Source organism: Shigella sp. FJ200513, assembly GCF_040495915.1.
In the GTDB taxonomy this organism is placed as follows: Bacteria; Pseudomonadota; Gammaproteobacteria; order Enterobacterales; family Enterobacteriaceae; genus ECMA0423.
Window position 1 is genome coordinate 22,519 of record NZ_JBDYCV010000008.1, and the last position, 25,932, is coordinate 48,450.

Sequence of the window (25,932 nt, forward strand, 5' to 3'; positions counted from 1 at the left end):
ATCCGGCACGAAGGAGTCAACATGTTAAAAGATCTCAAACGCCAGGTATTAGAAGCCAACCTGGCGCTGCCAAAACACAACCTGGTCACGCTCACATGGGGCAACGTCAGCGCCGTTGATCGCGAGCGCGGCGTCTTTGTGATCAAACCTTCCGGCGTCGATTACAGCGTCATGACCGCTGACGATATGGTCGTGGTTAGCATCGAAACCGGTGAAGTGGTTGAAGGTACGAAAAAGCCCTCCTCCGACACGCCAACTCACCGGCTGCTCTATCAGGCATTCCCCTCCATTGGCGGCATTGTGCATACGCACTCGCGCCACGCCACCATCTGGGCGCAGGCGGGTCAGTCGATTCCAGCAACCGGCACCACCCACGCCGACTATTTCTACGGCACCATTCCCTGCACCCGCAAAATGACCGACGCAGAAATCAACGGCGAATATGAGTGGGAAACCGGTAACGTCATCGTAGAAACCTTTGAAAAACAGGGTATCGATGCAGCGCAAATGCCCGGCGTTCTGGTCCATTCCCACGGCCCGTTTGCATGGGGCAAAAATGCCGAAGATGCGGTGCATAACGCCATCGTGCTGGAAGAGGTCGCTTATATGGGGATATTCTGCCGTCAGTTAGCGCCGCAGTTACCGGATATGCAGCAAACGCTGCTGGATAAACACTATCTGCGTAAGCATGGCGCGAAGGCATATTACGGGCAGTAATGACTGTATAAAACCACAGCCAATCAAACGAAACCAGGCTATACTCAAGCCTGGTTTTTTGATGGATTTTCAGCGTGGCGCAGGCAGGTTTTATCTTAACCCGACACTGGCGGGACACCCCGCAAGGGACAGAAGTCTCCTTCTGGCTGGCGACGGACAACGGGCCGTTGCAGGTTACGCTTGCACCGCAAGAGTCCGTGGCGTTTATTCACGCCGATCAGGTTCCCCGCGCTCAGCATATTTTGCAGGGTGAACAAGGCTTTCGTCTGACACCGCTGGCGTTAAAGGATTTTCACCGCCAGCCGGTGTATGGCCTTTACTGTCGCGCCCATCGCCAATTGATGAATTACGAAAAGCGTCTGCGTGAAGGTGGCGTTACCGTCTACGAGGCCGATGTGCGCCCGCCAGAACGCTATCTGATGGAGCGGTTTATCACCTCACCGGTGTGGGTCGAGGGTGATATGCACAATGGCACTATCGTTAATGCCCGTCTGAAACCGCATCCCGACTATCGTCCGCCGCTCAAGTGGGTTTCTATAGATATTGAAACCACCCGCCACGGTGAGCTGTACTGCATCGGCCTGGAAGGCTGCGGGCAGCGCATCGTTTATATGCTGGGGCCGGAGAATGGCGACGCCTCCTCGCTTGATTTCGAACTGGAATACGTCGCCAGCCGCCCGCTGCTGCTGGAAAAACTCAACGCCTGGTTTGCAAACCACGATCCCGATGTGATCATCGGCTGGAACGTGGTGCAGTTCGATCTGCGAATGCTGCAAAAACATGCCGAGCGTTACCGTCTTCCGCTGCGTCTTGGGCGCGATAATAGCGAGCTGGAGTGGCGCGAGCACGGCTTTAAAAACGGCGTCTTTTTTGCCCAGGCTAAAGGTCGGCTAATTATCGACGGTATCGAGGCGCTGAAATCCGCGTTCTGGAATTTCTCTTCATTCTCGCTGGAAACTGTCGCTCAGGAGCTATTAGGCGAAGGAAAATCTATCGATAACCCGTGGGATCGAATGGACGAAATTGACCGCCGTTTCGCCGAAGATAAACCTGCGCTGGCAACTTATAACCTGAAAGATTGCGAGCTGGTGACGCAGATCTTCCACAAAACTGAAATCATGCCATTTTTACTCGAACGAGCAACGGTGAACGGCCTGCCGGTGGATCGGCACGGCGGTTCGGTGGCAGCGTTTGGTCATCTCTATTTTCCGCGAATGCATCGCGCTGGTTATGTCGCGCCTAATCTCGGCGAAGTGCCGCCGCACGCCAGCCCTGGCGGCTACGTGATGGATTCACGGCCAGGGCTTTATGATTCAGTGCTGGTGCTGGACTATAAAAGCCTGTACCCGTCGATCATCCGCACCTTTCTGATTGATCCCGTCGGGCTGGTTGAAGGCATGGCGCAACCTGATCCAGAGCACAGTACCGAAGGTTTTCTCGATGCCTGGTTCTCACGGGAGAAACATTGCCTGCCGGAGATTGTGACTAACATCTGGCACGGGCGCGATAAAGCCAAACGTCAGGGTAATAAGCCGCTTTCGCAGGCGCTGAAGATCATTATGAATGCCTTTTATGGCGTGCTCGGCACCACCGCCTGCCGCTTCTTCGATCCGCGCCTGGCATCGTCGATCACCATGCGTGGTCATCAGATCATGCGGCAGACCAAAGCATTGATTGAAGCGCAGGGCTACGACATTATCTACGGAGATACCGACTCGACTTTTGTCTGGCTAAAAGGTGCACATTCGGAAGAAGAGGCGGCGAAAATCGGTCGTGCACTGGTGCAGCACGTTAACGCCTGGTGGGCGGAAACGCTGCAAAAACAACGGCTGACCAGCGCATTAGAACTGGAGTATGAAACTCATTTCTGCCGTTTTCTTATGCCAACCATTCGCGGAGCTGATACCGGCAGTAAAAAGCGCTACGCCGGGCTGATTCAGGAGGGCGACAAGCAGCGGATGGTGTTTAAAGGGCTGGAAACCGTGCGCACCGACTGGACGCCGCTGGCCCAGCAGTTTCAGCAGGAGCTGTACCTGCGTATCTTCCGCAACGAGCCATATCAGGAGTACGTCCGCCAAACCATCGACAAACTGATGGCGGGTGAACTGGATGCGCGGCTGGTTTACCGTAAACGCCTTCGCCGTCCGCTGAGCGAATATCAGCGTAATGTTCCGCCTCATGTACGCGCCGCTCGCCTTGCCGATGAAGAAAATCAAAAGCGCGGTCGCCCCTTGCAATATCAGAATCGCGGCACCATTAAGTACGTATGGACCACCAACGGCCCGGAGCCGCTGGACTACCAACGTTCACCACTGGATTACGAACACTATCTGACCCGCCAGCTACAACCCGTGGCGGAGGGAATACTCCCTTTTATTGAGGATAATTTTGCTACACTTATGACCGGGCAACTTGGGCTATTTTGAGCAAAAAAAAGAGTTCGCCAGATACCATTTTGATGCGTGACGAATGCTTTGCCATCCAGTACCATAGCGCCCTTTCCATTCCTGGACCTGAATAACACCACTACCTCATAAGCACGGTAGCGGGTGGTTATTGCCTGCAATTAAAGATATAGAGCCGAACACATATGCCTTTTACACTTGGTCAACGCTGGATCAGCGATACAGAAAGCGAATTGGGACTTGGAACCGTTGTCGCGGTGGATGCGCGAACTGTCACTTTACTTTTCCCATCTACTGGTGAAAACCGTCTGTACGCACGCAGTGATTCCCCCGTGACCCGCGTGATGTTCAACCCTGGTGATACCATTACCAGCCATGACGGCTGGCAGATGCAAGTCGAAGAAGTAAAAGAAGAAAATGGCTTGCTGACCTATATCGGTACTCGCCTGGATACTGAAGAGTCCGGCGTAGCCCTGCGTGAAGTTTTCCTTGATAGCAAACTGGTGTTCAGCAAACCGCAGGACCGTCTGTTTGCCGGGCAGATTGACCGTATGGACCGCTTTGCGCTGCGTTATCGCGCGCGTAAGTATTCCAGCGAACAGTTCCGTATGCCGTACAGCGGCCTGCGCGGTCAGCGTACCAGCCTGATCCCGCATCAGCTCAACATCGCTCATGATGTTGGTCGCCGCCACGCGCCGCGCGTCCTGCTGGCTGACGAAGTGGGTTTAGGGAAAACCATTGAAGCCGGGATGATCCTGCATCAGCAACTGCTCTCTGGCGCTGCTGAACGTGTGCTGATTATCGTCCCGGAAACCTTACAGCATCAGTGGCTGGTAGAAATGCTGCGCCGTTTCAACCTGCGCTTTGCTCTGTTTGATGATGAGCGTTATGCCGAAGCTCAGCACGATGCTTACAACCCGTTTGACACCGAACAGCTGGTGATTTGCTCGCTGGATTTTGCCCGTCGTAGCAAACAGCGCTTGGAACATCTCTGTGAAGCCGAATGGGACCTGCTGGTGGTCGATGAAGCGCATCACCTGGTGTGGAGCGAAGATGCGCCAAGCCGTGAATATCAGGCCATTGAACAACTGGCAGAGCACGTGCCGGGCGTTCTGCTGCTGACCGCGACCCCGGAACAGCTGGGGATGGAAAGCCACTTCGCCCGTCTGCGTCTGCTGGACCCGAACCGTTTCCACGATTTTGCGCAGTTCGTTGAAGAGCAGAAAAATTATCGTCCGGTTGCGGACGCCGTTGCCATGCTGCTGGCAGGTAACAAACTGAGCAATGACGAACTGAACATGCTCGGCGAGATGATCGGCGAGCAGGATATCGAGCCGCTGTTGCAGGCAGCAAACAGCGACAGCGAAGATGCCCAGAGCGCCCGTCAGGAGCTGGTTTCGATGCTGATGGATCGCCACGGCACCAGCCGCGTGCTGTTCCGTAACACGCGTAACGGTGTGAAAGGATTCCCGAAACGCGAGCTGCACACCATTAAGCTGCCGCTACCGACGCAGTATCAGACGGCTATTAAAGTCTCCGGCATTATGGGCGCACGTAAAAGTGCGGAAGATCGTGCTCGCGATATGCTCTACCCGGAGCGTATTTATCAGGAATTTGAAGGTGATAACGCCACCTGGTGGAACTTCGATCCGCGCGTTGAGTGGCTGATGGGCTACCTGACCAGCCATCGCTCTCAGAAAGTGCTGGTGATCTGCGCCAAAGCTGCCACTGCGCTGCAACTGGAGCAGGTACTGCGCGAACGTGAAGGTATTCGCGCTGCGGTGTTCCACGAAGGTATGTCGATTATCGAACGTGACCGCGCTGCCGCCTGGTTTGCCGAAGAAGACACCGGCGCACAGGTACTGCTGTGCTCAGAAATCGGTTCTGAAGGACGTAACTTTCAGTTCGCCAGTCACATGGTGATGTTTGACCTGCCATTCAACCCGGATCTACTGGAGCAGCGTATTGGTCGTCTGGATCGTATCGGCCAGGCGCACGATATTCAGATCCATGTGCCTTATCTGGAGAAAACCGCTCAGTCGGTGCTGGTGCGCTGGTATCACGAAGGTCTGGATGCATTTGAGCACACCTGCCCGACCGGACGCACTATTTACGATAGCGTATACAACGATCTGATTAACTATCTGGCTTCACCGGATCAAACCGAAGGCTTTGACGATCTGATCAAAAGCTGCCGCGAGCAACATGAAGCGCTGAAAGCACAGCTGGAACAGGGTCGTGACCGCCTGCTGGAAATCCACTCCAACGGTGGCGAAAAAGCCCAGGCACTGGCAGAAAGCATTGAAGAGCAGGATGACGATACCAACCTGATCGCCTTCGCCATGAACCTGTTCGATATTATCGGTATCAATCAGGACGATCGCGGCGACAACATGATCGTGCTGACGCCGTCCGATCATATGCTGGTGCCGGACTTCCCTGGCCTGTCGGAAGATGGCATCACCATCACCTTTGATCGTGAAGTGGCGCTGGCGCGTGAAGATGCACAGTTTATTACCTGGGAGCATCCGCTGATCCGCAACGGTCTGGATCTGATCCTTTCTGGCGATACCGGTAGCAGCACGATTTCACTGTTAAAAAACAAAGCGTTGCCGGTAGGTACGCTGTTGGTGGAACTGATTTATGTGGTTGAAGCCCAGGCTCCGAAGCAGTTGCAGCTCAACCGCTTCCTGCCACCGACGCCGGTACGTATGCTGCTGGATAAAAACGGCAACAACCTGGCGGCGCAGGTAGAGTTTGAAACCTTTAACCGCCAGCTTAACGCGGTTAACCGTCACACCGGCAGCAAACTGGTTAACGCCGTGCAGCAGGATGTTCACGCTATCCTTCAACTGGGTGAAGCGCAGATCGAGAAATCTGCCCGTGCATTGATTGATGCAGCGCGTAACGAAGCCGACGAAAAACTGTCTGCCGAGCTGTCTCGTCTGGAAGCTCTGCGTGCAGTGAACCCGAACATTCGTGACGACGAACTGACCGCCATTGAGAGCAACCGTCAGCAGGTAATGGAAAGCCTGGATCAGGCAGGTTGGCGTCTGGATGCCCTGCGTTTGATCGTTGTAACGCATCAGTAACGGAGCCGAAAATGGGGATGGAAAACTACAATCCACCGCAGGAACCCTGGTTGGTTATCCTGTATCAGGATGACCATATTATGGTGGTCAACAAGCCGAGCGGTTTGTTGTCAGTGCCGGGTCGTCTGGAAGAGCACAAAGACAGCGTGATGACGCGCATTCAGCGTGATTATCCGCAGGCAGAATCGGTGCATCGTCTGGATATGGCTACCAGCGGCGTGATTGTAGTGGCGCTGACCAAAGCCGCGGAGCGGGAGTTAAAACGCCAGTTCCGCGAGCGCGAGCCGAAAAAGCAGTATGTGGCCCGCGTCTGGGGGCATCCATCCCCCGCAGAAGGTCTGGTGGATCTGCCGCTGATTTGCGACTGGCCAAACCGCCCGAAACAGAAAGTCTGTTACGAAACGGGTAAACCTGCGCAGACGGAATATGAAGTGGTGGAGTATGCGGCGGATAACACGGCAAGAGTGGTGTTAAAACCGATTACCGGGCGTTCGCATCAATTGCGTGTGCATATGCTGGCGCTGGGGCATCCGATTCTCGGCGATCGTTTTTATGCATCACCAGAAGCGAGAGCGATGGCACCGCGTTTGTTGCTACATGCAGAGATGTTGACGATTACCCATCCGGCGTATGGCAATAGTATGACGTTTAAAGCGCCAGCGGATTTTTAATCGTCACGCTGGCGCAGTTCGGTAGGCGGATAAGGCGTTCACGCCGCATCCGGCAATTGTGCGCCGATTGCCTGATGCGACGCGGGCCGCGTCTTATCAGGCCTACAGTTTAAAACTTATTTAAACCCTTTCTGCTGCTTTATCAGCTCATATGCCTGCTGAATTTCCTGCGCTTTCTGCTTCGCCATCTCCATCATCTCAGGCGGCAAACCTTTCGCCACCAGCTTATCGGGATGGTGTTCACTCATCAGCTTACGGTAGGCACGTTTGATGGTGGTCGCATCATCCGTCGGCTTCACGCCCAGCACATTACAGGCATCTTCCAGCGTCGGGCCACGCTGCGCTTGCTGCCAGTTACCACCGCCAGATTGCTGCTGATAACCGCCGCCAAACTGTGCACCGCCCTGCATCATGCGCAAAAACTGGTCAAACTGGGCGCGGGAGATCCCTAATTCTTCAGCAATGACATACAGCACCGCCCGTTCATTCGGGTGCAGTGAACCATCAGCAAACGCCGCCTGAATCTGGATCTCCAGAAACATACGAATTAAGTCAAAACGACCAAAGCAGACACTGCGAAACTGGCGCATCTTTTCGCGCAGCGGGTAATTATCTGATTTTCCCACCCGGAACGCGTTTTGCGCCGCAGTACGGGAAGCGCCATGAAGGTTCATTCGGTCCATCAACTGGCTGGCGATATGAATATCAGCCTCCGTGACGCGACCTTTGGATTTGGTTAAATGCCCCATCACTTCAAAAGTGGTGGCAAAAAACAGCGCCTGACGCTCACGCTGGTTGGCGAACCACGCCATTTTACGGCTACGGGCTTTATCAAACATATGGCCAATTAACAGGCCTAACACTACGCCCCAAAAGCCGCCGCCCATCAGTAAGGCCACGGCCACGCCAATGATTTTTCCCCAATACTGCATATATTCCCCAAATCGACACACGGATATCAGGGCTATCTCCCACAATATAAAGGTGCTTTTACCGTTTTCCGGCTGCGGTCAATTGTGGGACATCGCCTATAATTTGCATTATCATACCTGTCATTCAATGCCGTGCCTAACACCACTGACGCTATTCGGACAGGATTAACACTAGCGTAGAGATGACGAGTACGTTAGTCTCTGACCGTTTGTCACGCGCAACGTTACCGATGATGGAACAATAAAATCAACGTATGAAAAAACGTATCCCCACTCTCCTGGCCACCATGATTGCCACCGCCCTTTATAGTCAACAGGGACTGGCAGCCGACCTCGCCTCACAGTGCATGTTGGGCGTGCCAAGCTATGACCGTCCTCTGGTACAGGGCGATACCAATGACTTACCCGTGACTATCAATGCTGACCACGCGAAAGGGGACTACCCGGATGACGCCGTGTTTACTGGCAGCGTGGATATCATGCAGGGTAACAGCCGTCTGCAGGCCGACGAAGTGCAGCTCCATCAAAAAGAGGCACCAGGACAACCGGAGCCGGTACGTACCGTTGATGCGCTCGGTAATGTCCATTACGACGATAACCAGGTGATCCTCAAAGGGCCGAAAGGCTGGGCGAATCTGAACACCAAAGATACCAACGTCTGGGAAGGTGATTACCAGATGGTGGGTCGCCAGGGTCGCGGTAAAGCGGACCTGATGAAACAACGTGGCGAAAACCGCTATACCATTCTGGATAACGGTAGCTTTACCTCCTGTCTGCCGGGTTCTGACACCTGGAGCGTGGTAGGTAGCGAAATTATTCATGACCGCGAAGAACAAGTTGCTGAGATCTGGAACGCCCGCTTTAAGGTGGGTCCGGTACCGATCTTTTATAGCCCCTATTTGCAGTTGCCGGTGGGTGACAAACGTCGCTCTGGTTTCTTGATCCCGAACGCCAAGTACACCACCACCAACTACTTTGAGTTCTACCTGCCATATTACTGGAACATCGCGCCAAATATGGATGCCACCATCACGCCGCATTATATGCATCGTCGTGGCAACATCATGTGGGAGAACGAATTCCGCTACCTCTCCCAGGCGGGCGCTGGCTTGATGGAACTGGACTATCTGCCTTCAGATAAAGTCTATGAAGATGAACACCCGAACGATGACAGTTCACGTCGTTGGTTATTCTACTGGAACCACTCCGGGGTCATGGATCAGGTGTGGCGTTTCAACGTCGACTACACCAAGGTCAGCGATCCTAGCTACTTCAATGATTTCGATAACAAGTACGGTTCCAGTACTGACGGCTACGCAACGCAAAAATTCAGCGTTGGCTATGCGGTGCAAAACTTCAATGCCACCGTTTCAACCAAGCAGTTCCAGGTTTTCAGCGAACAGAACACCAGTAGCTACTCGGCAGAGCCGCAGTTAGACGTTAATTACTACCAGAATGATGTTGGTCCGTTTGATACGCGTATTTACGGCCAGGCAGTGCACTTTGTTAACACCAGAGACGACATGCCTGAAGCAACCCGTGTTCACCTGGAACCGACCATCAATTTGCCGCTCTCTAATAACTGGGGCAGCATCAATACCGAAGCGAAGTTTCTGGCAACCCATTATCAGCAAACCAATCTTGACTGGTATAACTCCAGAAACACGACCAAGCTGGACGAATCCGTTAACCGCGTAATGCCGCAATTCAAAGTTGACGGCAAAATGGTCTTTGAACGCGATATGGAAATGCTGGCTCCGGGTTATACCCAAACGCTGGAACCGCGCGCGCAGTATTTGTACGTGCCGTATCGCGATCAGAGCGACATCTATAACTACGACTCGTCTCTGCTGCAATCTGACTACTCTGGCCTGTTCCGGGACCGGACTTACGGCGGTCTTGACCGTATTGCCTCCGCTAACCAAGTGACGACCGGTGTCACATCTCGCATATATGATGATGCTGCCGTTGAACGTTTTAATATTTCCGTTGGTCAAATCTACTATTTCACGGAGTCTCGCACTGGCGATGACAACATAACATGGGAGAATGACGACAAAACGGGCTCACTGGTGTGGGCAGGCGACACCTACTGGCGTATCTCCGAGCGTTGGGGATTGCGTGGCGGGATTCAGTACGATACACGTCTGGATAACGTAGCGACCAGTAACTCCAGCATTGAATACCGTCGGGATGAAGACCGTCTGGTACAGCTGAATTACCATTACGCCAGCCCGGAATATATTCAGGCTACGCTGCCTAAGTACTATTCCACTGCTGAGCAATATAAGAATGGTATTTCGCAGGTAGGTGCTGTCGCCAGCAGGCCAATTGCCGATCGTTGGTCCATTGTTGGGGCCTACTACTACGACACCAATGCGAACAAGCAAGCCGACTCTATGTTAGGTGTGCAATACAGCTCCTGCTGCTATGCAATTCGCGTCGGTTACGAGCGGAAGCTGAACGGTTGGGATAACGATAAACAACATGCGGTATATGACAACGCAATCGGCTTTAACATCGAACTTCGCGGCCTGAGCTCCAACTACGGTCTGGGTACGCAAGAGATGCTGCGTTCGAACATTCTGCCGTATCAAAACACTTTGTGATTTGTTGATTTACCACGTAATCCGCAGTGCGGTTAATTGAAATGGAAAAAGTATGAAGAACTGGAAAACGCTGCTTCTCGGTATCGCCATGATCGCGAATACCAGTTTCGCTGCCCCCCAGGTAGTCGATAAAGTCGCAGCCGTCGTCAATAACGGCGTCGTGCTGGAAAGCGACGTTGATGGATTAATGCAGTCGGTAAAACTGAACGCTGCGCAGGCAAGGCAGCAGCTTCCTGATGACGCGACGCTGCGCCACCAAATCATGGAACGTTTGATCATGGATCAAATCATCCTGCAGATGGGGCAGAAAATGGGAGTGAAAATCTCCGATGAGCAGCTGGATCAGGCGATTGCTAACATCGCGAAACAGAACAACATGACGCTGGATCAGATGCGCAGCCGTCTGGCTTACGATGGTCTGAACTACAACACTTATCGTAACCAGATCCGCAAAGAGATGATTATCTCTGAAGTGCGTAACAACGAGGTGCGTCGTCGCATCACCATCCTGCCACAGGAAGTCGAATCCCTGGCGCAGCAGGTGGGTAACCAAAACGACGCCAGCACTGAGCTGAACCTGAGCCACATCCTGATCCCGCTGCCGGAAAACCCGACCTCTGATCAGGTGAACGAAGCGGAAAGCCAGGCGCGCGCCATTGTCGATCAGGCGCGTAACGGCGCTGATTTCGGTAAGCTGGCGATTGCTCATTCTGCCGACCAGCAGGCGCTGAACGGCGGCCAGATGGGGTGGGGCCGTATTCAGGAGTTGCCGGGGATCTTCGCCCAGGCATTAAGCACCGCGAAGAAAGGCGACATTGTTGGCCCGATTCGTTCCGGCGTTGGCTTCCATATTCTGAAAGTTAACGACCTGCGCGGCGAAAGCAAAAATATCTCGGTGACCGAAGTTCATGCTCGCCATATTCTGCTGAAACCGTCGCCGATCATGACTGACGAACAGGCCCGCGTGAAACTGGAGCAAATTGCTGCTGATATCAAGAGTGGTAAAACGACTTTTGCTGCCGCAGCGAAAGAGTTCTCGCAGGATCCAGGTTCTGCTAACCAGGGCGGTGATCTCGGCTGGGCTACACCAGATATTTTCGATCCAGCCTTCCGTGACGCCCTGACCCGCCTGAACAAAGGTCAAATGAGTGCACCGGTTCACTCTTCATTCGGCTGGCATTTAATCGAACTGCTGGATACCCGTAATGTCGATAAAACCGACGCTGCGCAGAAAGATCGTGCATACCGCATGCTGATGAACCGTAAGTTCTCGGAAGAAGCAGCAAGCTGGATGCAGGAACAACGTGCCAGCGCCTACGTTAAAATCCTGAGCAACTAATGGTTAAAACCCAACGTGTTGTGATCACTCCCGGCGAGCCCGCCGGGATTGGCCCGGACTTAGTTGTCCAGCTTGCACAGCGTGAGTGGCCGGTCGAACTGGTTGTTTGTGCCGATGCCACTCTCCTTACCGACCGGGCAGCGATGCTCGGTTTGCCGCTCACCCTCCGCCCTTATTCCCCCAACTCCCCTGCACAACCGCAAACTACGGGCACATTAACGCTACTTCCTGTCGCGCTACGTGAATCTGTCACTGCGGGGCAGTTAGCGATTGAAAATGGGCATTACGTGGTGGAGACGCTGGCGCGAGCGTGTGATGGCTGTCTGAACGGTGAATTTGCTGCGCTGATCACAGGCCCCGTGCATAAAGGCGTCATTAACGACGCAAGCATTCCGTTTACCGGTCATACCGAGTTTTTCGAAGAGCGTTCGCAGGCGAAAAAAGTGGTGATGATGCTGGCGACCGAAGAACTTCGCGTGGCGCTGGCAACGACGCATTTACCGCTGCGCGATATCGCAGATGCTATCACCCCTGCACTTTTGCACGAAGTGATTGCTATTTTGCATCACGATTTGCGTACAAAATTTGGTATTGCCGAACCGCGCATTCTGGTCTGCGGGCTGAATCCGCACGCGGGCGAAGGCGGTCATATGGGTACGGAAGAGATAGACACCATTATTCCGGTGCTCGACGAGCTGCGGGCGCAGGGGATGAAACTCAACGGGCCGCTGCCTGCCGATACCCTGTTTCAGCCGAAATATCTCGATAACGCCGACGCCGTGCTGGCGATGTACCACGATCAGGGTCTTCCCGTGCTAAAATACCAGGGCTTCGGGCGCGGTGTGAACATTACGCTGGGCCTGCCCTTTATTCGCACATCAGTGGACCACGGCACCGCGCTTGAACTGGCGGGACGTGGCGAAGCCGATGTCGGCAGTTTTATTACGGCGCTTAATCTCGCCATCAAAATGATTGTTAACACCCAATGAATAATCGAGTCCACCAGGGCCACTTAGCCCGTAAACGCTTCGGGCAAAACTTTCTCAACGATCAGTTCGTGATCGACAGCATTGTTTCTGCCATTAACCCGCAAAAGGGCCAGGCAATGGTCGAAATCGGCCCCGGTCTGGCGGCATTGACCGAGCCGGTCGGCGAACGTCTGGACCAGCTGACGGTCATCGAACTTGACCGCGATCTGGCGGCACGTCTGCAAACGCATCCATTCTTAGGCCCGAAACTGACGATTTATCAGCAGGATGCGATGACCTTTAACTTTGGCGAACTGGCCGAGAAAATGGGTCAGCCGCTGCGTGTTTTCGGCAACCTGCCTTATAACATCTCCACGCCGTTGATGTTCCATCTGTTTAGCTATACTGATGCCATTGCCGACATGCACTTTATGTTGCAAAAAGAGGTGGTGAATCGTCTGGTTGCAGGACCGAACAGCAAAGCGTATGGTCGATTAAGCGTCATGGCGCAATACTATTGCAACGTGATCCCGGTACTGGAAGTTCCGCCGTCAGCCTTTACACCACCACCCAAAGTGGATTCCGCCGTCGTGCGCCTGGTCCCTCATGCAACGATGCCTCACCCGGTTAAAGATATTCGCGTGTTGAGCCGCATCACCACCGAAGCCTTTAACCAGCGTCGTAAAACCATTCGTAACAGCCTCGGCAACCTGTTTAGCGTCGAGGTGTTAACCGGAATGGGGATCGACCCGGCGATGCGAGCGGAAAATATCTCTGTCGCGCAATATTGCCAGATGGCGAACTATCTGGCGGAGAACGCGCCTTTGCAGGAGAGTTAACGATGATCAATTCGCCCCGAGTGTGTATTCAGGTTCAAAGCGTCTACATTGAGGCACAATCTTCACCTGATAATGAACGTTACGTTTTTGCTTATACCGTAACCATACGCAATCTGGGGCGAGCGCCAGTGCAGTTGTTGGGGCGTTACTGGCTGATCACCAATGGCAATGGCCGTGAAACCGAAGTCCAGGGCGAAGGAGTGGTTGGCGTCCAGCCACTTATCGCGCCTGGCGAAGAGTACCAGTACACCAGCGGTGCAATCATTGAAACCCCGCTGGGCACCATGCAGGGTCACTACGAAATGATCGATGAAAATGGCGTCCCTTTCAGCATCGACATTCCCGTATTCCGACTCGCCGTTCCCACACTCATTCATTAAAAGAATATGGCGACATACCTTATTGGCGACGTTCATGGTTGTTACGATGAACTGATCGCATTGCTGCATAAAGTAGAATTTACCCCCGGGAAAGATACCCTCTGGCTGACGGGCGATCTGGTCGCGCGCGGCCCGGGTTCGCTGGATGTTCTGCGCTATGTGAAATCCTTAGGCGACAGCGTACGTCTGGTGCTGGGCAATCACGATCTGCATCTGCTGGCGGTATTTGCCGGGATCAGCCGCAATAAACCGAAAGATCGCCTGACACCGCTGCTGGAAGCGCCGGATGCCGACGAGCTGCTTAACTGGCTGCGTCGCCAGCCTCTGCTGCAAATCGACGAAGAGAAAAAGCTGGTGATGGCCCACGCAGGGATCACGCCGCAGTGGGATCTGCAGACCGCCAAAGAGTGCGCGCGCGATGTAGAAGCGGTGCTGTCGAGTGACTCCTATCCCTTCTTTCTTGACGCTATGTACGGCGATATGCCAAATAACTGGTCACCGGAATTGCGGGGGCTGGGAAGACTGCGTTTTATCACCAACGCCTTTACCCGTATGCGTTTTTGCTTCCCGAACGGTCAACTGGATATGTACAGCAAAGAATCGCCGGAAGAAGCCCCTGCCCCACTGAAACCGTGGTTTGCGATTCCTGGCCCTGTCGCTGAAGAATACAGCATCGCCTTTGGTCACTGGGCATCGCTGGAAGGCAAAGGTACGCCGGAAGGTATTTACGCGCTGGATACCGGCTGCTGCTGGGGTGGGTCATTAACCTGCCTGCGCTGGGAAGATAAACAGTATTTTGTCCAGCCGTCGAACCGGCATAAGGATTTGGGCGAAGCGGCGGCGTCTTAAACACAGCCTGATACAGGAAGGCCGGATAAGACGCGACCGGCGTCGCATCCGGCACTAGCCGTAAATTCTATACAAACTTACCGCCGCTCCAGAATCTCAAAGCAATAGCTGTGAGAGTTCTGCGCATCGGCGTCGTGGAATTCGCTGAATACCGATTCCCAGTCATCCGGCTCGTAATCCGGGAAATGGGTGTCGCCTTCCACTTCTGCGTCGATATGCGTCAGATACAGTTTTTGCGCTTTTGGCAGGAACTGCTCATAAACGCGACCGCCGCCAATCACCATGATTTCTGGTACGTCACCACACGCCGCAATGGCTTCATCCACCGATTTCACCCACGTTACGCGATCGTCCGTACCCGGTTGACTGCTGAGGATAATATTTTTGCGTCCTGGCAACGGACGACCGATTGATTCCCAAGTATGGCGGCCCATAATCACGGGTTTATTTAAGGTGTTGCGTTTAAACCAGGCGAGATCGGCAGGCAGGTTCCACGGCATGGCGTTTTCCATGCCGATAACGCGATCTACCGCTAACGCCGCAATCAGACTGATCATTGAGATTTCCCGATAAAAAAATTGTCGCCACTATACGTAAAGCGTAAACCGTCGTCGACTGGTGCGAGGATGATGTTGAGGAAAATTTTATATTCTGCTGGCGAGTCCACGCTCTCCCCCTGGACTCGCCGCATTACAATGAAACAAAAACAAACAGTTAGCTGTAAAGTGTGATTTACGTCACTCTTTATTAAGATGAGGGTTTCGTTTCCGGTTCATCCGCCATGTTGCCGGTATGTTTACCTTCTTCTGTTCCCTGCCAGCCATGTCGTTGAATTAATGACAGATGTTCGCGGTCCTCGGTGATGATCTCACTTAACATCGCGCTGGTGCGTTTATAGACCGCCGCGCGGGCTTTGGTGTCATTCTCAACCATTGCCATCTCTTCCACCATCTGAATATTAAAGCGGCGGAACACATCGGCACGTTCTCGCGCTTCATACGGCCCCAGACCTAAACTTTCCAGCGCCAGACGCCCGGTTTTCAGCGCACCTTCAAAGGTTTCACGCTCCGGCTTTTCAACGCCTGCCTGACGCAAACGAATGTAGTGATCGACATCGCGGGCGCGGGCAATAATCTGCAAATGCGGGAAATGTTCTTTCACCATCTCCGTCAGTTGCAGGTTGGTTTGCGGATCGTCAATAGCGTTAATCAGCACTTCCGCTTTCGCCGCTCCGGCAGATTCCAGTAAATCCATCCGCGTGGCATCGCCATAAAACACTTTCATACCAAATTTACGCAGCGTTTCGATATGGTCCGGATCGTGATCGAGCACCACCATTTTCACCCCGCTGGAGAGCAGTAAACGTCCGGTAATCTGTCCAAAACGACCGAATCCGGCGATAATCACGCGCGGCTGTTCTTCATCGATCTCATCGGCTTCACGCGCCTCCTCCGTAGAAGATTGCTCAAGGCGATTGAGGATCACCAGCAGAATCGGCGTTGCTGCCATCGACAGCGCCACCGCCAGGGTCAGCGATTTCGCCCACTCCGGCTCCAGCACATTCGCCATCTGCGCCGCACCAAATACCACAAAGGCAAACTCACTGCCCTGCCCTAACAACACCGCAAACCAGCGACGCTGTTTATTTGGCACCTGCAACGGTCGGGCAATCAGCCACAGCATGGCGATTTTGATGATGAGGAAACCGAGCAGCAAAATGACAATGCGCAATGGGTTTTCAATCAGCGTGCCAAAGTCTATCGACATGCCAACACCGATGAAAAACAGCCCCAACAGCAAACCTTTAAACGGTTCGATATCGCTTTCCAACGCATGACGGTATTCCGAGCTTGCCAGCAGTACGCCCGCCAGAAACGCGCCCATCGCCATCGACAAGCCGACCTCTTCCAGCAGCAAACCAAAGCCAAACACAAGGAATAACGCCACGGCACTAAACACTTCCCGCAAGCCAGAGCGGGCAACAAAACGCAGCGCCGGACGCGTAACATAGCGCCCCAGCAATACCACCAGTACCAGCGCACCCGCCACTTTTAACGCCGAGAGAGCAAATGCGCCCATCGTCGTCGAGGCACTGCTCGCCGCCAGTAGCGGGATCATCGCCACCAGCGGGATTGCCGCGATATCCTGGAACAGCAGCACTGCAAAGGCACTGCGGCCCATTTGCGTCACCATCAGATTGCGTTCATTCATCGCCTGCATGGCAATCGCCGTTGATGAGAGCGCCAGCGTCATACCGATCAATTCCGCGACCTGCCAGCGCAGCCCAAGTAACATACAGAACAGCCCCAGCAGGCCACCGCAAATCACCATCTGCAATGCGCCACCGCCGAACACTGCCGCACGCAGCTTCCACAGCCTTTGTGGATCGAGTTCGAGGCCGATAATAAACAGCATCAGCACCACCCCAATCTCGGCAAAGTGCAGAATAGATTCGGCATCGGTCACCAGTCGCAGCCCCCACGGGCCAATAATGCAGCCGGCGATCAGGTAGCCAAGTACCGATCCCAGACCAAGACGTACCGCAATGGGTACAATCAGCGCCGCCGATCCGAGGTAGATCAGCGCCTGAACCAGCGTATGACTATCCATGATGGGCCTCCTGCCATTCCAGCAGACGTTGCTTATAGTGGCGCGCCTGCCCTTCGAGGGTTTCGTCGTCACAAATAAAGGTGCAGTGCATGGCAAACGGTGGCAGCCAGTTCAGCCCGCAGTAGATTGCCGTCGCCTGTAGCGGCTGCGACAGCACATCAAAGCCCGGATGCGCACCAATTTCAAAATGGCTTTCCCCGCCGCCGGTCGTCACCGCCCACAGCAAATGTTTGCCATGCAGCGCCGTGCCGCCGTGACCGTAAGCCCAGCCGTGCGACAAAACTTTATCGATCCAAAGTTTAAGAAGCGGAGGAATGCTGTACCACTGCATCGGGTGCTGCCAGACGATCAGATCGGCGCGAGAGAGCGCCTCCTGCTCGGCGGCAATATCGATATTGAAGTCAGGATAGAGTTGATAAAGAGAGCGAATTTCGACGCCTTCCAGCGTCCTTGCCTGTTCAAGCATCCGTTTATTCGCATGGGAATGATGCGGATACGGATGCGCATAAATGATGAGGATCATAGTTATTAGCCCGCGTGTTTACGCCTTTGTTTTCCCACAAAGTGTAGTCATATATTCACGCGGCTTATAGTCAATAATATTGATTCAGAAAAGAGAGAAATCTGAACAAATAATCCCATTCTCTGCCCGCGGATCGTCATATTGCTGGTCTGCGCCAGTGACATTCCTCGAGTCTCCGGGGCAAACGCTACGGAAATCAACAAGCCAAACAGCGAGATACCCGCCCCCATTAGCATCGTGTTACTGATACCGTAATTATTGATAAATATCGGCAGTGCCCAGGTCGAAACAATGGTGCCAATACGACTTAAGGACATAATCACGCCCACGGCAGAGGCGCGGATATCCGTCGGGAAGAGTTCATTAGGATAGAGCCACTGCAAATTACCCGGCCCGCCAGAGAAAAAGGCATACACCGCAAAGGCCATCACTACCAGCCAGATCCCCATATCCGGGATTAGCCCCAAAACCGCCAACGCCAGCGTCATCATGGCAAAGCTGCCAATCAACAATGGACGCCGTCCGGCAGTGTTTAGCCACAGCATCGGCGGAATACAGCCGAGCATAAAGAACAGGCTAATCACCACATTCCCTAGTGCCGCGTTTTTGCCAACCCCCAATCCCAACGAACCAACGATTTGCGGGCCAAAGGTGTAAATGGCGAACATTGGGATCACCTGGCAGGTCCAGATGGCGGCAACAAACAGAACAAAAGGAAAATGGCGGCGATTAAACAGATCGCGAAAACGGGTTTGCTGCGGCTGCTCTTCATCGAAAGCCACCGGTTCGCCAAACAGTTTTATCATCATCTCTTCGCACTCTTTTACTCGCCCTTTGCGTAATAACCAGCGGGGAGATTCTGGCAGTTCGAATCGACCAATCAAAATCAACAAACAAGGGATCGCCGCGCTACCCAGCATCCAGCGCCAACCACCTTCCACATCATAAAGCCAGTAGCCGACCAGATCGGCGCAGGTCGCGCCGACATACCACATCGCGGCAATAAAGCTGATGGAAAACGCCCGCTGACGGGTACTGGAGAACTCGGTGATCATCGAAGTGGCGATGGGATAATCTGCACCGATGACAATGCCGATGAGTACCCGCATCACCAACAGTTCGACGGGGGATGAAACACACATCGTCGCCACCGATATCACGCCGATGGCGATGATATCAATGAGGAACATTTTGCGCCGTCCGACTTTATCGGAGATATAGCCAAACAGCGATGTGCCAACGAACAGCCCGGCGAGCGTTCCCGCGCCCAGCAAGCCAATCCAGTCAGCGTCCAGTTTCAGCGCCGGAGTCAGTTGCTCCAGCGCCACGCCAATCATTACCAGTACATAACCATCCAGAAACGGACCACCGCTTCCCCACAGCAAAATGCGGCGGTGAATAGAGGAGAATTTGAGATCGTCAAAGTTTCTGGACGGTTGCATGGGTTATTCCTGTTTTTTTGCAATGAGAGTCAGTACGGCGTTACGTATCAAACCAACATCAGCCGTAACGGAACTCCACACCAAAGGTGCCGCGCGGGTATTCCCACTGTTCCAGCGCCGACCCCAGCCCCAGAATGCGACAGGTGCCGCACTCCAGACATCCGGCGTAATCGAAGCGCACACTGCCGTCATCCTGCTTCTTGTACAGACCTGCGGGGCACGCTTTCACCAGCAGCTCCAGCACCTGTTTATCAGCATCGGCCTTCACAACAATGTGCGGATGCTCTTCATCGACATTGAATTTATTGACGCCCAGTTTGACGTCCACATTGACGGGAGAAGTCATAAAACGGTCACTCCTTTCATGCCATCCTTGATCAGATTGATGAAGCCCACTTTCTTGCCGTGGCGGAGGATTTTCTTGCGCATCAGTTCCGGCGCACTGCCGTCAATGGTGAACAGGTCACGCGCCACGCCCACCGCCAGTTCCGGGTTGCCGCTAAACATGCGTGGGTTATCAAGGAACGCCGGTAGTTTCTGGTACATGCGCATATCGCGCAGCGGGCCACTCTCCAGATGCTGACGATATTCCGCGAGTTTTTGCTTACTGAAATCGTCGCTTTTCATCGCTGAAAGCACGGTTTTTGCTGCAGCTTCCCCGGCGGCAATCGCCAGATCCATACCGCGAATGGTAAAACCGAGGTTCATACACATTCCGGCGGCATCACCGGCAATCAATACGCCGTCACCGACCAGCTCCGGCAGCATGTTGATGCCTGCTTCCGGCACTACGTGAGCGGAATATTCCACCAGCTTGCCGCCCGCGATCAGCGGTGCAACGGCCGGATGCTGTTTGAAATCTTCCAGCATTTGCGGCACCGATTTTTTCGCGTCATGCAGATGATGCAGACCACAAACCAGCCCCAGCGACAGGGTATTTTCATTGGTATAAAGGAAGCCGCCGCCCATCAGGCCATCGGTGGGTGATCCCGCAAACAGACAAGCCGCGCCCTGATTACCCTGCAACTGAAAACGGTCTTCGATTACCGACTTCGGTAACTCGATCAGTTCCTTCACGCCAACCGCCACATCCGTCGGTTTAACGCGTTTTGCCATCCCCAACTTTTCGGCAAGGATGGAGTTCACCCCATCAGCAAGGAGCACCGTTTTCGCTTCAATCACATCACCATCGGCTTCTACACCGACGACTTTGCCATCGCGCTGTACGAGGTTATCGACGCGGATCCCGGTAATTAACTGCGCGCCCGCTTCTTCGGCCTGCTCCATCAACCAGGCATCAAATTTACTGCGCAAAACGGAGTAAGAACGCTGGGATGGCGAGGTTTCGTCACCGTTGCAGTAGTCCATAGTCATCGCTGACTTTTCCGTCATAAACGCGAGTTTTTCATGGGTGATCAGGCGTTCTACGGGGGCGGAATCGGCGAAACCTGGAATAATGTGTTCCAGACTGTGGGCATAGAGACGCCCGCCAGTAACGTTCTTGGCACCTGCGGAATTGCCACGCTCGATAACTAACACTTGCGCCCCTTCGCGGGCGAGCACCAGTGCGGCAACCGAACCGGCAAGCCCTGCACCGACGATGATGGCGTCAAAGATATCTTCGGACATAAGAGCTCCCTGTCAGCGGCAGAGCCGTAATGCAGCCCTGCCAGAGTGGATCAACGCGCTAAAGCTGCGGTCAGTGCCGGAAGGATCTTCACGGCATCGCCAACAATGCCGTAATCCGCGTACTGGAAGATCGGCGCATTTTTATCTTTATTGATGGCGAAAATGGTTTGCGACGCGTTAGCGCCAACCATGTGCTGGATCTACCCGGAGATCCCCACCGCCAGGTACAGTTCAGGTTTCAGCATCAGGTTGGAGATACCGACATAGCGTTCGTGCTCCATCCATTTTTCGTTTTCTGCCACCGGACGAGAACAGGCCAACTCCGCACCTATCGCCTTGCAAAGCTGTTCTGCCAGCGCAATGTTCTCTTTGCTGCCAATGCCGCGACCGACGCTGACCACCAGACGGGCTTTGTCGAGATCGACGCTGTTGCTCTGGCGCGCCTGGGTTGCCGTGCGGGTAATCGCCACAGCCGGAGCCTGCCACTCCACGGTGTGCGTTTCGCCAGTGCGTGACGCGTCTGGCTGAGCCGCATCGAACGTGCCGCTGCTGATGGTCAGTACCGCATACGGCGTGGCAATGCGTTCTTCGCCAATCGCCAGACCGCCGTAAACCATGTGTTTCACTGTTGCTTTACCGTCCTGTACGCTGACGGTGCTGGCATCGTTAGACACCGCCGCTTTAAGGCGATAACCCAGTTTTGCCGCCAGTAATTTGCCGCGACGGGTGTTTGGCAACAGCACCAGACCGTCAGCGCCGTGCTGGCGAATAGTGTCAGCCATGACACCGGCGTAATCTTCGATCATCCGATCGTCCGGTTTGCCGTTTAATTTCCAGACATGATTAGCGCCGAGCTGGATTGCCTGTGCGCCGTCGGCATCATTGAGGACAAAGGCATTGATTTGATTAGCTAAAGCCTGCGCACCGTTCATCAGTTCCGGCAGACGAGAGGGGGTATCGCTGAATACCCAGACTTGAGAAAACGTGTTCATAGCATCCCCTGTAATTAAATGACTTTGCGAAGATTTTCAGCAAATGCGGCGATCTGTTCTTCGCCGTCGCCTTCAATCACGATGCGCTGACGCTCGCGCTGTTTCGGCGCGGCAACCTGTTGTTCAGACCAGGCGTCCACGGCGTTAAAACCAATATCCGCCGCCGACCATACCTGGACTGGCTTTTTCGCCGCGCCGAGAATGGCTTTCATCGAAGGAATTTGTGGGGAGTTGATATCAGTGGAAACAGCAACAACCGCAGGCAGCGGAATGCTTAAGGTTTCGGTTTCATCTTCCAGTTCGCGCTCAACGGTGAGGGTATCTGCCGTCAGGGAGATAATTTTGCTGACGCCGTTAACTGCCGGAATATTGAGGATTTCGCCCACCAGCAGACCAACCTGCTGGGCATAAAGGTCGGAAGAACCATCGCCACAGAGGATCAGATCAAAGCCTGCTTTCTGGGCGGCTGCAGCCAGTGCGCTCGCCGTTTGTTGCGGCAGTGCCTGCTCGAACTGGTCATCAATCACCACAATCAGTTCATCCGGGCCGCGCGATAGCACATCTTTACGCCCTTTGGCGTTGGTCAGGGCTTTACCGCCCACACTTAAGGCTGTCACCTGCGCCTCTGCTGCCTGTTGCTTTAGCTGGCAAGCCGCTTCAATAGCGTTGAGATCGTATTGGCTTATTTTGGCATCGGCTTTGCTGAAGTCTAATGAACCATCAGCATTATTGACCGCAATATCCTGTTCATCAGGCACGCACTTATAGCAAGTAATAATCTTCATTGCATCTCCAGAAATCATGAAGGAAACGTCGTTCATATCGGTGGTGTTAATTACAGATATCACGCCCTTTAATTTGGAAATAAAACTTTAATCACCAATATTGAAAGTCAGATGCTATTTTTTTACCCACAAAAGAATATAACAAACTGATTAATAACCAAAATTAACGAAAAACGCCCTCTGTTCACTCGAAACAAAAATGTGATACCAATCACAGAATACAGCTTATTGAATACCCATTATGAGTTAGCCATTAACGCGTCCACGATGTTAATAATAATTATATTAAATGTTAACAAAAATAAAACAAACGGGAACGCAAAATAAATATTCGTTTTCACAGTGGAATTAACTCATGAAGAATGAAAAGAGAAAAACGGGAATAGAACCGAAGGTTTTCTTTCCGCCATTAATAATCGTCGGCATACTTTGTTGGCTTACAGTCAGAGATCTGGATGCGGCGAATGTCGTTATTAATGCTGTATTCAGTTACGTCACCAATGTATGGGGATGGGCATTTGAATGGTATATGGTGGTGATGCTTTTCGGTTGGTTCTGGCTGGTGTTTGGCCCGTATGCCAAAAAGCGTTTAGGTAACGAACCGCCAGAATTTAGCACCGCCAGTTGGATCTTTATGATGTTCGCCTCCTGTACGTCTGCTGCCGTACTGTTCTGGGGATCGATTGAGATCTACTACTACATCTCCACCCCGCCGTTTGGCTTAGAACCGAACTCGACAGGAGCGAAAGAGTTGGGGCTGGCTTACAGCTTGTTCCACTGGGGACCTCTGCCGTGGGCCACTTACAGCTTCCTTTCAGTCGCCTTCGCTTACTTCTTCTTTGTCCGCAAAATGGAAGTGATTCGCCCCAGCTCGACACTGGTGCCGCTGGCAGGTGAAAAACACGCCAAAGGGTTGTTCGGTACCATCGTCGACAACTTCTATCTCGTCGCCTTGATCTTCGCGATGGGTACCAGTCTGGGCCTTGCCACGCCGCTGGTGACCGAGTGTATGCAATGGTTGTTTGGCATTCCGCATACCCTGCAACTGGACGCTATCATCATTACCTGCTGGATTATCCTCAACGCCATTTGCGTCGCTTGCGGTCTGCAAAAAGGGGTACGTATCGCCAGTGACGTGCGTAGTTACCTGAGCTTCCTGATGCTGGGTTGGGTGTTCATCGTCAGCGGTGCCAGCTTCATCATGAACTACTTCACCGATTCGGTGGGGATGTTGCTGATGTATCTGCCGCGCATGTTGTTCTATACCGATCCCATCGCTAAAGGCGGCTTCCCGCAGGGCTGGACCGTGTTCTACTGGGCATGGTGGGTGATTTACGCCATCCAGATGAGTATCTTCCTCGCCCGCATCTCCCGTGGTCGTACTGTGCGTGAACTGTGCTTCGGCATGGTGATGGGGCTGACAGCATCCACCTGGATCCTGTGGACCGTGCTCGGTAGTAACACTCTGCTGTTGATGGATAAAAACATCATCAACATTCCAAATCTGATCGAACAGTACGGTGTGGCGCGCGCCATCATCGAAACCTGGGCCGCTCTGCCACTCAGCACCGCCACCATGTGGGGCTTCTTCATCCTCTGCTTTATTGCCACCGTTACGCTGGTTAACGCCTGCTCTTATACCCTGGCGATGTCTACTTGCCGCGAAGTACGCGATGGTGAAGAACCACCGCTGCTGGTGCGTATCGGTTGGTCAATTCTGGTTGGCATTATCGGTATTGTTCTGCTGGCGCTCGGCGGCCTGAAACCGATTCAAACCGCCATTATCGCCGGAGGATGCCCGCTGTTCTTCGTCAACATTATGGTGACGCTCTCCTTTATTAAAGACGCGAAACAGAACTGGAAAGATTAATTAACCCCCAAAATATCAAGAGGTTGAAAGATGGATTTTAATTTAAATGATGAGCAGGAACTGTTTGTCGCCGGTATCCGCGAACTGATGGCCAGCGAAAACTGGGAGGCCTATTTTGCCGAGTGCGACCGTGACAGCGTCTACCCGGAACGTTTTGTCAAAGCACTGGCGGATATGGGTATCGACAGTCTGCTGATCCCTGAAGAGCACGGTGGTCTGGACGCGGGGTTTGTTACTCTCGCCGCCGTGTGGATGGAGCTGGGACGTCTGGGGGCACCAACCTATGTACTGTACCAGCTGCCGGGCGGGTTCAATACCTTCCTGCGCGAAGGCACACAAGAGCAGATCGACAAGATTATGGCTTTCCGCGGCACCGGTAAGCAGATGTGGAACTCAGCGATTACCGAACCGGGCGCGGGCTCCGACGTGGGTAGCCTGAAAACGACTTATACCCGTAGAAATGGTAAGATTTATCTTAATGGTAGTAAGTGTTTTATTACCAGTAGCGCCTACACCCCGTACATCGTGGTGATGGCGCGCGACGGGGCTTCTCCGGACAAACCTGTCTACACCGAATGGTTTGTTGATATGAGCAAACCGGGCATCAAAGTGACCAAACTTGAGAAGCTCGGTCTGCGTATGGATAGCTGCTGTGAAATCACCTTTGACGATGTGGAACTGGACGAGAAAGACATGTTCGGTCGGGAAGGTAACGGCTTTAACCGCGTCAAAGAAGAGTTCGACCATGAACGTTTCCTGGTAGCCCTGACCAACTACGGTACGGCGATGTGCGCCTTTGAAGATGCTGCGCGCTACGCCAACCAGCGCGTGCAGTTTGGCGAGGCTATTGGTCGTTTCCAGTTGATTCAGGAAAAATTCGCCCACATGGCGATCAAATTAAACTCCATGAAAAACATGCTGTATGAAGCAGCGTGGAAAGCAGACAACGGCACCATCACCTCTGGCGATGCAGCGATGTGCAAATACTTCTGCGCCAATGCGGCATTTGAAGTGGTGGATAGCGCAATGCAGGTGCTGGGCGGTGTCGGGATTGCGGGCAACCACCGCATCAGCCGCTTCTGGCGTGACCTGCGTGTAGACCGCGTTTCCGGAGGATCTGACGAAATGCAGATCCTGACGCTGGGTCGTGCGGTGCTGAAGCAATACCGCTAAGTCCGTGCGCTGCCTGATGCGACGCTGACGCGTCTTATCAGGCCTACGGGAGCACGAATGTAAGCCGGATAAGGCGTTTACGCCGCATCCGGCAGTCATGCGCTACA

At 53.5% G+C, this 25,932-nt stretch carries 20 protein-coding genes and 1 pseudogene; 12 read left to right on the forward strand and 9 right to left on the reverse strand.

Annotated elements, in window-relative coordinates; translation table 11 throughout:
- Window positions 1-21 precede the first annotated feature (21 nt).
- The 4 genes from araD to rluA all read left to right on the forward strand — a co-directional run bounded on the left by araD (window position 22) and on the right by rluA (window position 6,885).
- Window positions 22-717 (forward strand): L-ribulose-5-phosphate 4-epimerase, encoded by a 696-nt coding sequence (gene araD, locus ABZJ92_RS03265; RefSeq protein WP_000910215.1) that lies wholly within the window; start codon window positions 22-24, stop codon window positions 715-717.
- A gap of 74 nt (window positions 718-791) precedes the next feature.
- Window positions 792-3,143 carry a DNA polymerase II gene (polB, locus tag ABZJ92_RS03270; protein WP_000035612.1) on the forward strand — a complete coding sequence of 784 codons (2,352 nt, stop codon included), beginning with the start codon at window positions 792-794 and terminating at the stop codon, window positions 3,141-3,143.
- A 164-nt stretch (window positions 3,144-3,307) separates the two neighbouring features.
- Complete coding sequence (gene rapA / locus ABZJ92_RS03275) at window positions 3,308-6,214, forward strand: RNA polymerase-associated protein RapA (RefSeq protein ID WP_001117023.1); 2,907 nt, start codon at window positions 3,308-3,310, stop codon at window positions 6,212-6,214.
- Between the two features lie 11 nt (window positions 6,215-6,225).
- Window positions 6,226-6,885 carry a bifunctional tRNA pseudouridine(32) synthase/23S rRNA pseudouridine(746) synthase RluA gene (rluA, locus tag ABZJ92_RS03280; protein WP_000525176.1) on the forward strand — a complete coding sequence of 220 codons (660 nt, stop codon included), beginning with the start codon at window positions 6,226-6,228 and terminating at the stop codon, window positions 6,883-6,885.
- Window positions 6,886-7,001: 116 nt separating this feature from the next.
- Here the strand turns inward: rluA and djlA are convergent, their stop codons facing one another.
- Window positions 7,002-7,817 (reverse strand): co-chaperone DjlA, encoded by an 816-nt coding sequence (gene djlA / locus ABZJ92_RS03285; RefSeq protein WP_001200573.1) that lies wholly within the window; start codon window positions 7,815-7,817, stop codon window positions 7,002-7,004.
- 254 nt (window positions 7,818-8,071) lie between these two features.
- Here djlA and lptD point away from each other — a divergent pair, with 254 nt between their 5' ends.
- Genes lptD through apaH form a run of 6 tightly spaced genes read left to right on the forward strand, consistent with a single transcriptional unit; the run spans window position 8,072 to window position 14,801 of the window.
- Complete coding sequence (gene lptD, locus ABZJ92_RS03290) at window positions 8,072-10,426, forward strand: LPS assembly protein LptD (RefSeq protein ID WP_000746145.1); 2,355 nt, start codon at window positions 8,072-8,074, stop codon at window positions 10,424-10,426.
- 52 nt (window positions 10,427-10,478) lie between these two features.
- The gene (surA, locus tag ABZJ92_RS03295; RefSeq protein ID WP_000800457.1) at window positions 10,479-11,765 is read left to right on the forward strand and encodes a peptidylprolyl isomerase SurA; all 1,287 of its coding nucleotides are present in this window, start codon (window positions 10,479-10,481) and stop codon (window positions 11,763-11,765) included.
- The gene (gene pdxA, locus ABZJ92_RS03300; protein WP_000241261.1) at window positions 11,765-12,754 is read left to right on the forward strand and encodes a 4-hydroxythreonine-4-phosphate dehydrogenase PdxA; all 990 of its coding nucleotides are present in this window, start codon (window positions 11,765-11,767) and stop codon (window positions 12,752-12,754) included. Before surA ends, pdxA begins: the two co-directional genes overlap by 1 nt.
- Window positions 12,751-13,572, forward strand: a complete 822-nt coding sequence (gene rsmA, locus ABZJ92_RS03305; RefSeq protein WP_001065372.1) for a 16S rRNA (adenine(1518)-N(6)/adenine(1519)-N(6))-dimethyltransferase RsmA — start codon at window positions 12,751-12,753, stop codon at window positions 13,570-13,572. The genes pdxA and rsmA overlap by 4 nt, the downstream gene beginning before the upstream one ends.
- 2 nt (window positions 13,573-13,574) lie before the next feature.
- Window positions 13,575-13,952 (forward strand): Co2+/Mg2+ efflux protein ApaG, encoded by a 378-nt coding sequence (gene apaG, locus ABZJ92_RS03310; protein WP_000610901.1) that lies wholly within the window; start codon window positions 13,575-13,577, stop codon window positions 13,950-13,952.
- A 6-nt stretch (window positions 13,953-13,958) separates the two neighbouring features.
- The gene (apaH, locus tag ABZJ92_RS03315) at window positions 13,959-14,801 is read left to right on the forward strand and encodes a bis(5'-nucleosyl)-tetraphosphatase (symmetrical) ApaH (protein WP_000257186.1); all 843 of its coding nucleotides are present in this window, start codon (window positions 13,959-13,961) and stop codon (window positions 14,799-14,801) included.
- Window positions 14,802-14,878: 77 nt separating this feature from the next.
- On the opposite strand, the gene folA is transcribed toward apaH, so the two are convergent.
- From folA to ABZJ92_RS03355, 8 genes and pseudogenes are all read right to left on the reverse strand, one after another.
- Entirely contained in the window at window positions 14,879-15,358 is a 480-nt protein-coding gene (gene folA, locus ABZJ92_RS03320) for a type 3 dihydrofolate reductase (RefSeq protein ID WP_000624375.1), read from the reverse strand.
- Window positions 15,359-15,548: 190 nt separating this feature from the next.
- Window positions 15,549-17,411 carry a glutathione-regulated potassium-efflux system protein KefC gene (gene kefC / locus ABZJ92_RS03325; RefSeq protein ID WP_000377186.1) on the reverse strand — a complete coding sequence of 621 codons (1,863 nt, stop codon included), beginning with the start codon at window positions 17,409-17,411 and terminating at the stop codon, window positions 15,549-15,551.
- Window positions 17,404-17,934: a glutathione-regulated potassium-efflux system oxidoreductase KefF gene (gene kefF / locus ABZJ92_RS03330; protein ID WP_000600737.1), complete on the reverse strand. Its 531-nt coding sequence runs from the start codon at window positions 17,932-17,934 to the stop codon at window positions 17,404-17,406. Before kefF ends, kefC begins: the two co-directional genes overlap by 8 nt.
- 47 nt (window positions 17,935-17,981) lie before the next feature.
- On the reverse strand, window positions 17,982-19,376 hold the full coding sequence (locus ABZJ92_RS03335; RefSeq protein WP_001183183.1) for an MFS transporter: 1,395 nt from the start codon (window positions 19,374-19,376) through the stop codon (window positions 17,982-17,984).
- Window positions 19,377-19,434: 58 nt separating this feature from the next.
- Entirely contained in the window at window positions 19,435-19,722 is a 288-nt protein-coding gene (gene fixX / locus ABZJ92_RS03340; protein WP_000203747.1) for a ferredoxin-like protein FixX, read from the reverse strand.
- The gene (locus ABZJ92_RS03345) at window positions 19,719-21,005 is read right to left on the reverse strand and encodes an FAD-dependent oxidoreductase (protein WP_001287727.1); all 1,287 of its coding nucleotides are present in this window, start codon (window positions 21,003-21,005) and stop codon (window positions 19,719-19,721) included. The genes fixX and ABZJ92_RS03345 overlap by 4 nt, the downstream gene beginning before the upstream one ends.
- A gap of 50 nt (window positions 21,006-21,055) precedes the next feature.
- Window positions 21,056-21,997: pseudogene (locus tag ABZJ92_RS03350) on the reverse strand (electron transfer flavoprotein subunit alpha/FixB family protein).
- A gap of 14 nt (window positions 21,998-22,011) precedes the next feature.
- Window positions 22,012-22,782: an electron transfer flavoprotein FixA gene (locus ABZJ92_RS03355; protein ID WP_000692206.1), complete on the reverse strand. Its 771-nt coding sequence runs from the start codon at window positions 22,780-22,782 to the stop codon at window positions 22,012-22,014.
- Window positions 22,783-23,137: 355 nt separating this feature from the next.
- Here ABZJ92_RS03355 and caiT point away from each other — a divergent pair, with 355 nt between their 5' ends.
- Both caiT and caiA read left to right on the forward strand, forming a co-directional pair.
- Window positions 23,138-24,652, forward strand: coding sequence for an L-carnitine/gamma-butyrobetaine antiporter (caiT, locus tag ABZJ92_RS03360; RefSeq protein WP_000787092.1), 1,515 nt, complete (start codon window positions 23,138-23,140; stop codon window positions 24,650-24,652).
- Window positions 24,653-24,682: 30 nt separating this feature from the next.
- On the forward strand, window positions 24,683-25,825 hold the full coding sequence (caiA, locus tag ABZJ92_RS03365) for a crotonobetainyl-CoA dehydrogenase (RefSeq protein ID WP_000347117.1): 1,143 nt from the start codon (window positions 24,683-24,685) through the stop codon (window positions 25,823-25,825).
- Window positions 25,826-25,932 lie beyond the last annotated feature (107 nt).

Excerpts from the sequence above, each read along its gene's own strand:
- araD (WP_000910215.1), top strand. The coding sequence starts at position 22 with ATGTTAAAAGATCTCAAACGCCAGGTATTAGAAGCCAACCTGGCGCTG.
- rapA (WP_001117023.1), top strand. The coding sequence starts at position 3,308 with ATGCCTTTTACACTTGGTCAACGCTGGATCAGCGATACAGAAAGCGAA.
- rluA (WP_000525176.1), top strand. The coding sequence starts at position 6,226 with ATGGGGATGGAAAACTACAATCCACCGCAGGAACCCTGGTTGGTTATC.
- djlA (WP_001200573.1), bottom strand. The coding sequence starts at position 7,817 with ATGCAGTATTGGGGAAAAATCATTGGCGTGGCCGTGGCCTTACTGATG.
- lptD (WP_000746145.1), top strand. The coding sequence starts at position 8,072 with ATGAAAAAACGTATCCCCACTCTCCTGGCCACCATGATTGCCACCGCC.
- surA (WP_000800457.1), top strand. The coding sequence starts at position 10,479 with ATGAAGAACTGGAAAACGCTGCTTCTCGGTATCGCCATGATCGCGAAT.
- pdxA (WP_000241261.1), top strand. The coding sequence starts at position 11,765 with ATGGTTAAAACCCAACGTGTTGTGATCACTCCCGGCGAGCCCGCCGGG.
- rsmA (WP_001065372.1), top strand. The coding sequence starts at position 12,751 with ATGAATAATCGAGTCCACCAGGGCCACTTAGCCCGTAAACGCTTCGGG.
- apaG (WP_000610901.1), top strand. The coding sequence starts at position 13,575 with ATGATCAATTCGCCCCGAGTGTGTATTCAGGTTCAAAGCGTCTACATT.
- apaH (WP_000257186.1), top strand. The coding sequence starts at position 13,959 with ATGGCGACATACCTTATTGGCGACGTTCATGGTTGTTACGATGAACTG.
- folA (WP_000624375.1), bottom strand. The coding sequence starts at position 15,358 with ATGATCAGTCTGATTGCGGCGTTAGCGGTAGATCGCGTTATCGGCATG.
- kefC (WP_000377186.1), bottom strand. The coding sequence starts at position 17,411 with ATGGATAGTCATACGCTGGTTCAGGCGCTGATCTACCTCGGATCGGCG.
- kefF (WP_000600737.1), bottom strand. The coding sequence starts at position 17,934 with ATGATCCTCATCATTTATGCGCATCCGTATCCGCATCATTCCCATGCG.
- ABZJ92_RS03335 (WP_001183183.1), bottom strand. The coding sequence starts at position 19,376 with ATGCAACCGTCCAGAAACTTTGACGATCTCAAATTCTCCTCTATTCAC.
- fixX (WP_000203747.1), bottom strand. The coding sequence starts at position 19,722 with ATGACTTCTCCCGTCAATGTGGACGTCAAACTGGGCGTCAATAAATTC.
- ABZJ92_RS03345 (WP_001287727.1), bottom strand. The coding sequence starts at position 21,005 with ATGTCCGAAGATATCTTTGACGCCATCATCGTCGGTGCAGGGCTTGCC.
- ABZJ92_RS03355 (WP_000692206.1), bottom strand. The coding sequence starts at position 22,782 with ATGAAGATTATTACTTGCTATAAGTGCGTGCCTGATGAACAGGATATT.
- caiT (WP_000787092.1), top strand. The coding sequence starts at position 23,138 with ATGAAGAATGAAAAGAGAAAAACGGGAATAGAACCGAAGGTTTTCTTT.
- caiA (WP_000347117.1), top strand. The coding sequence starts at position 24,683 with ATGGATTTTAATTTAAATGATGAGCAGGAACTGTTTGTCGCCGGTATC.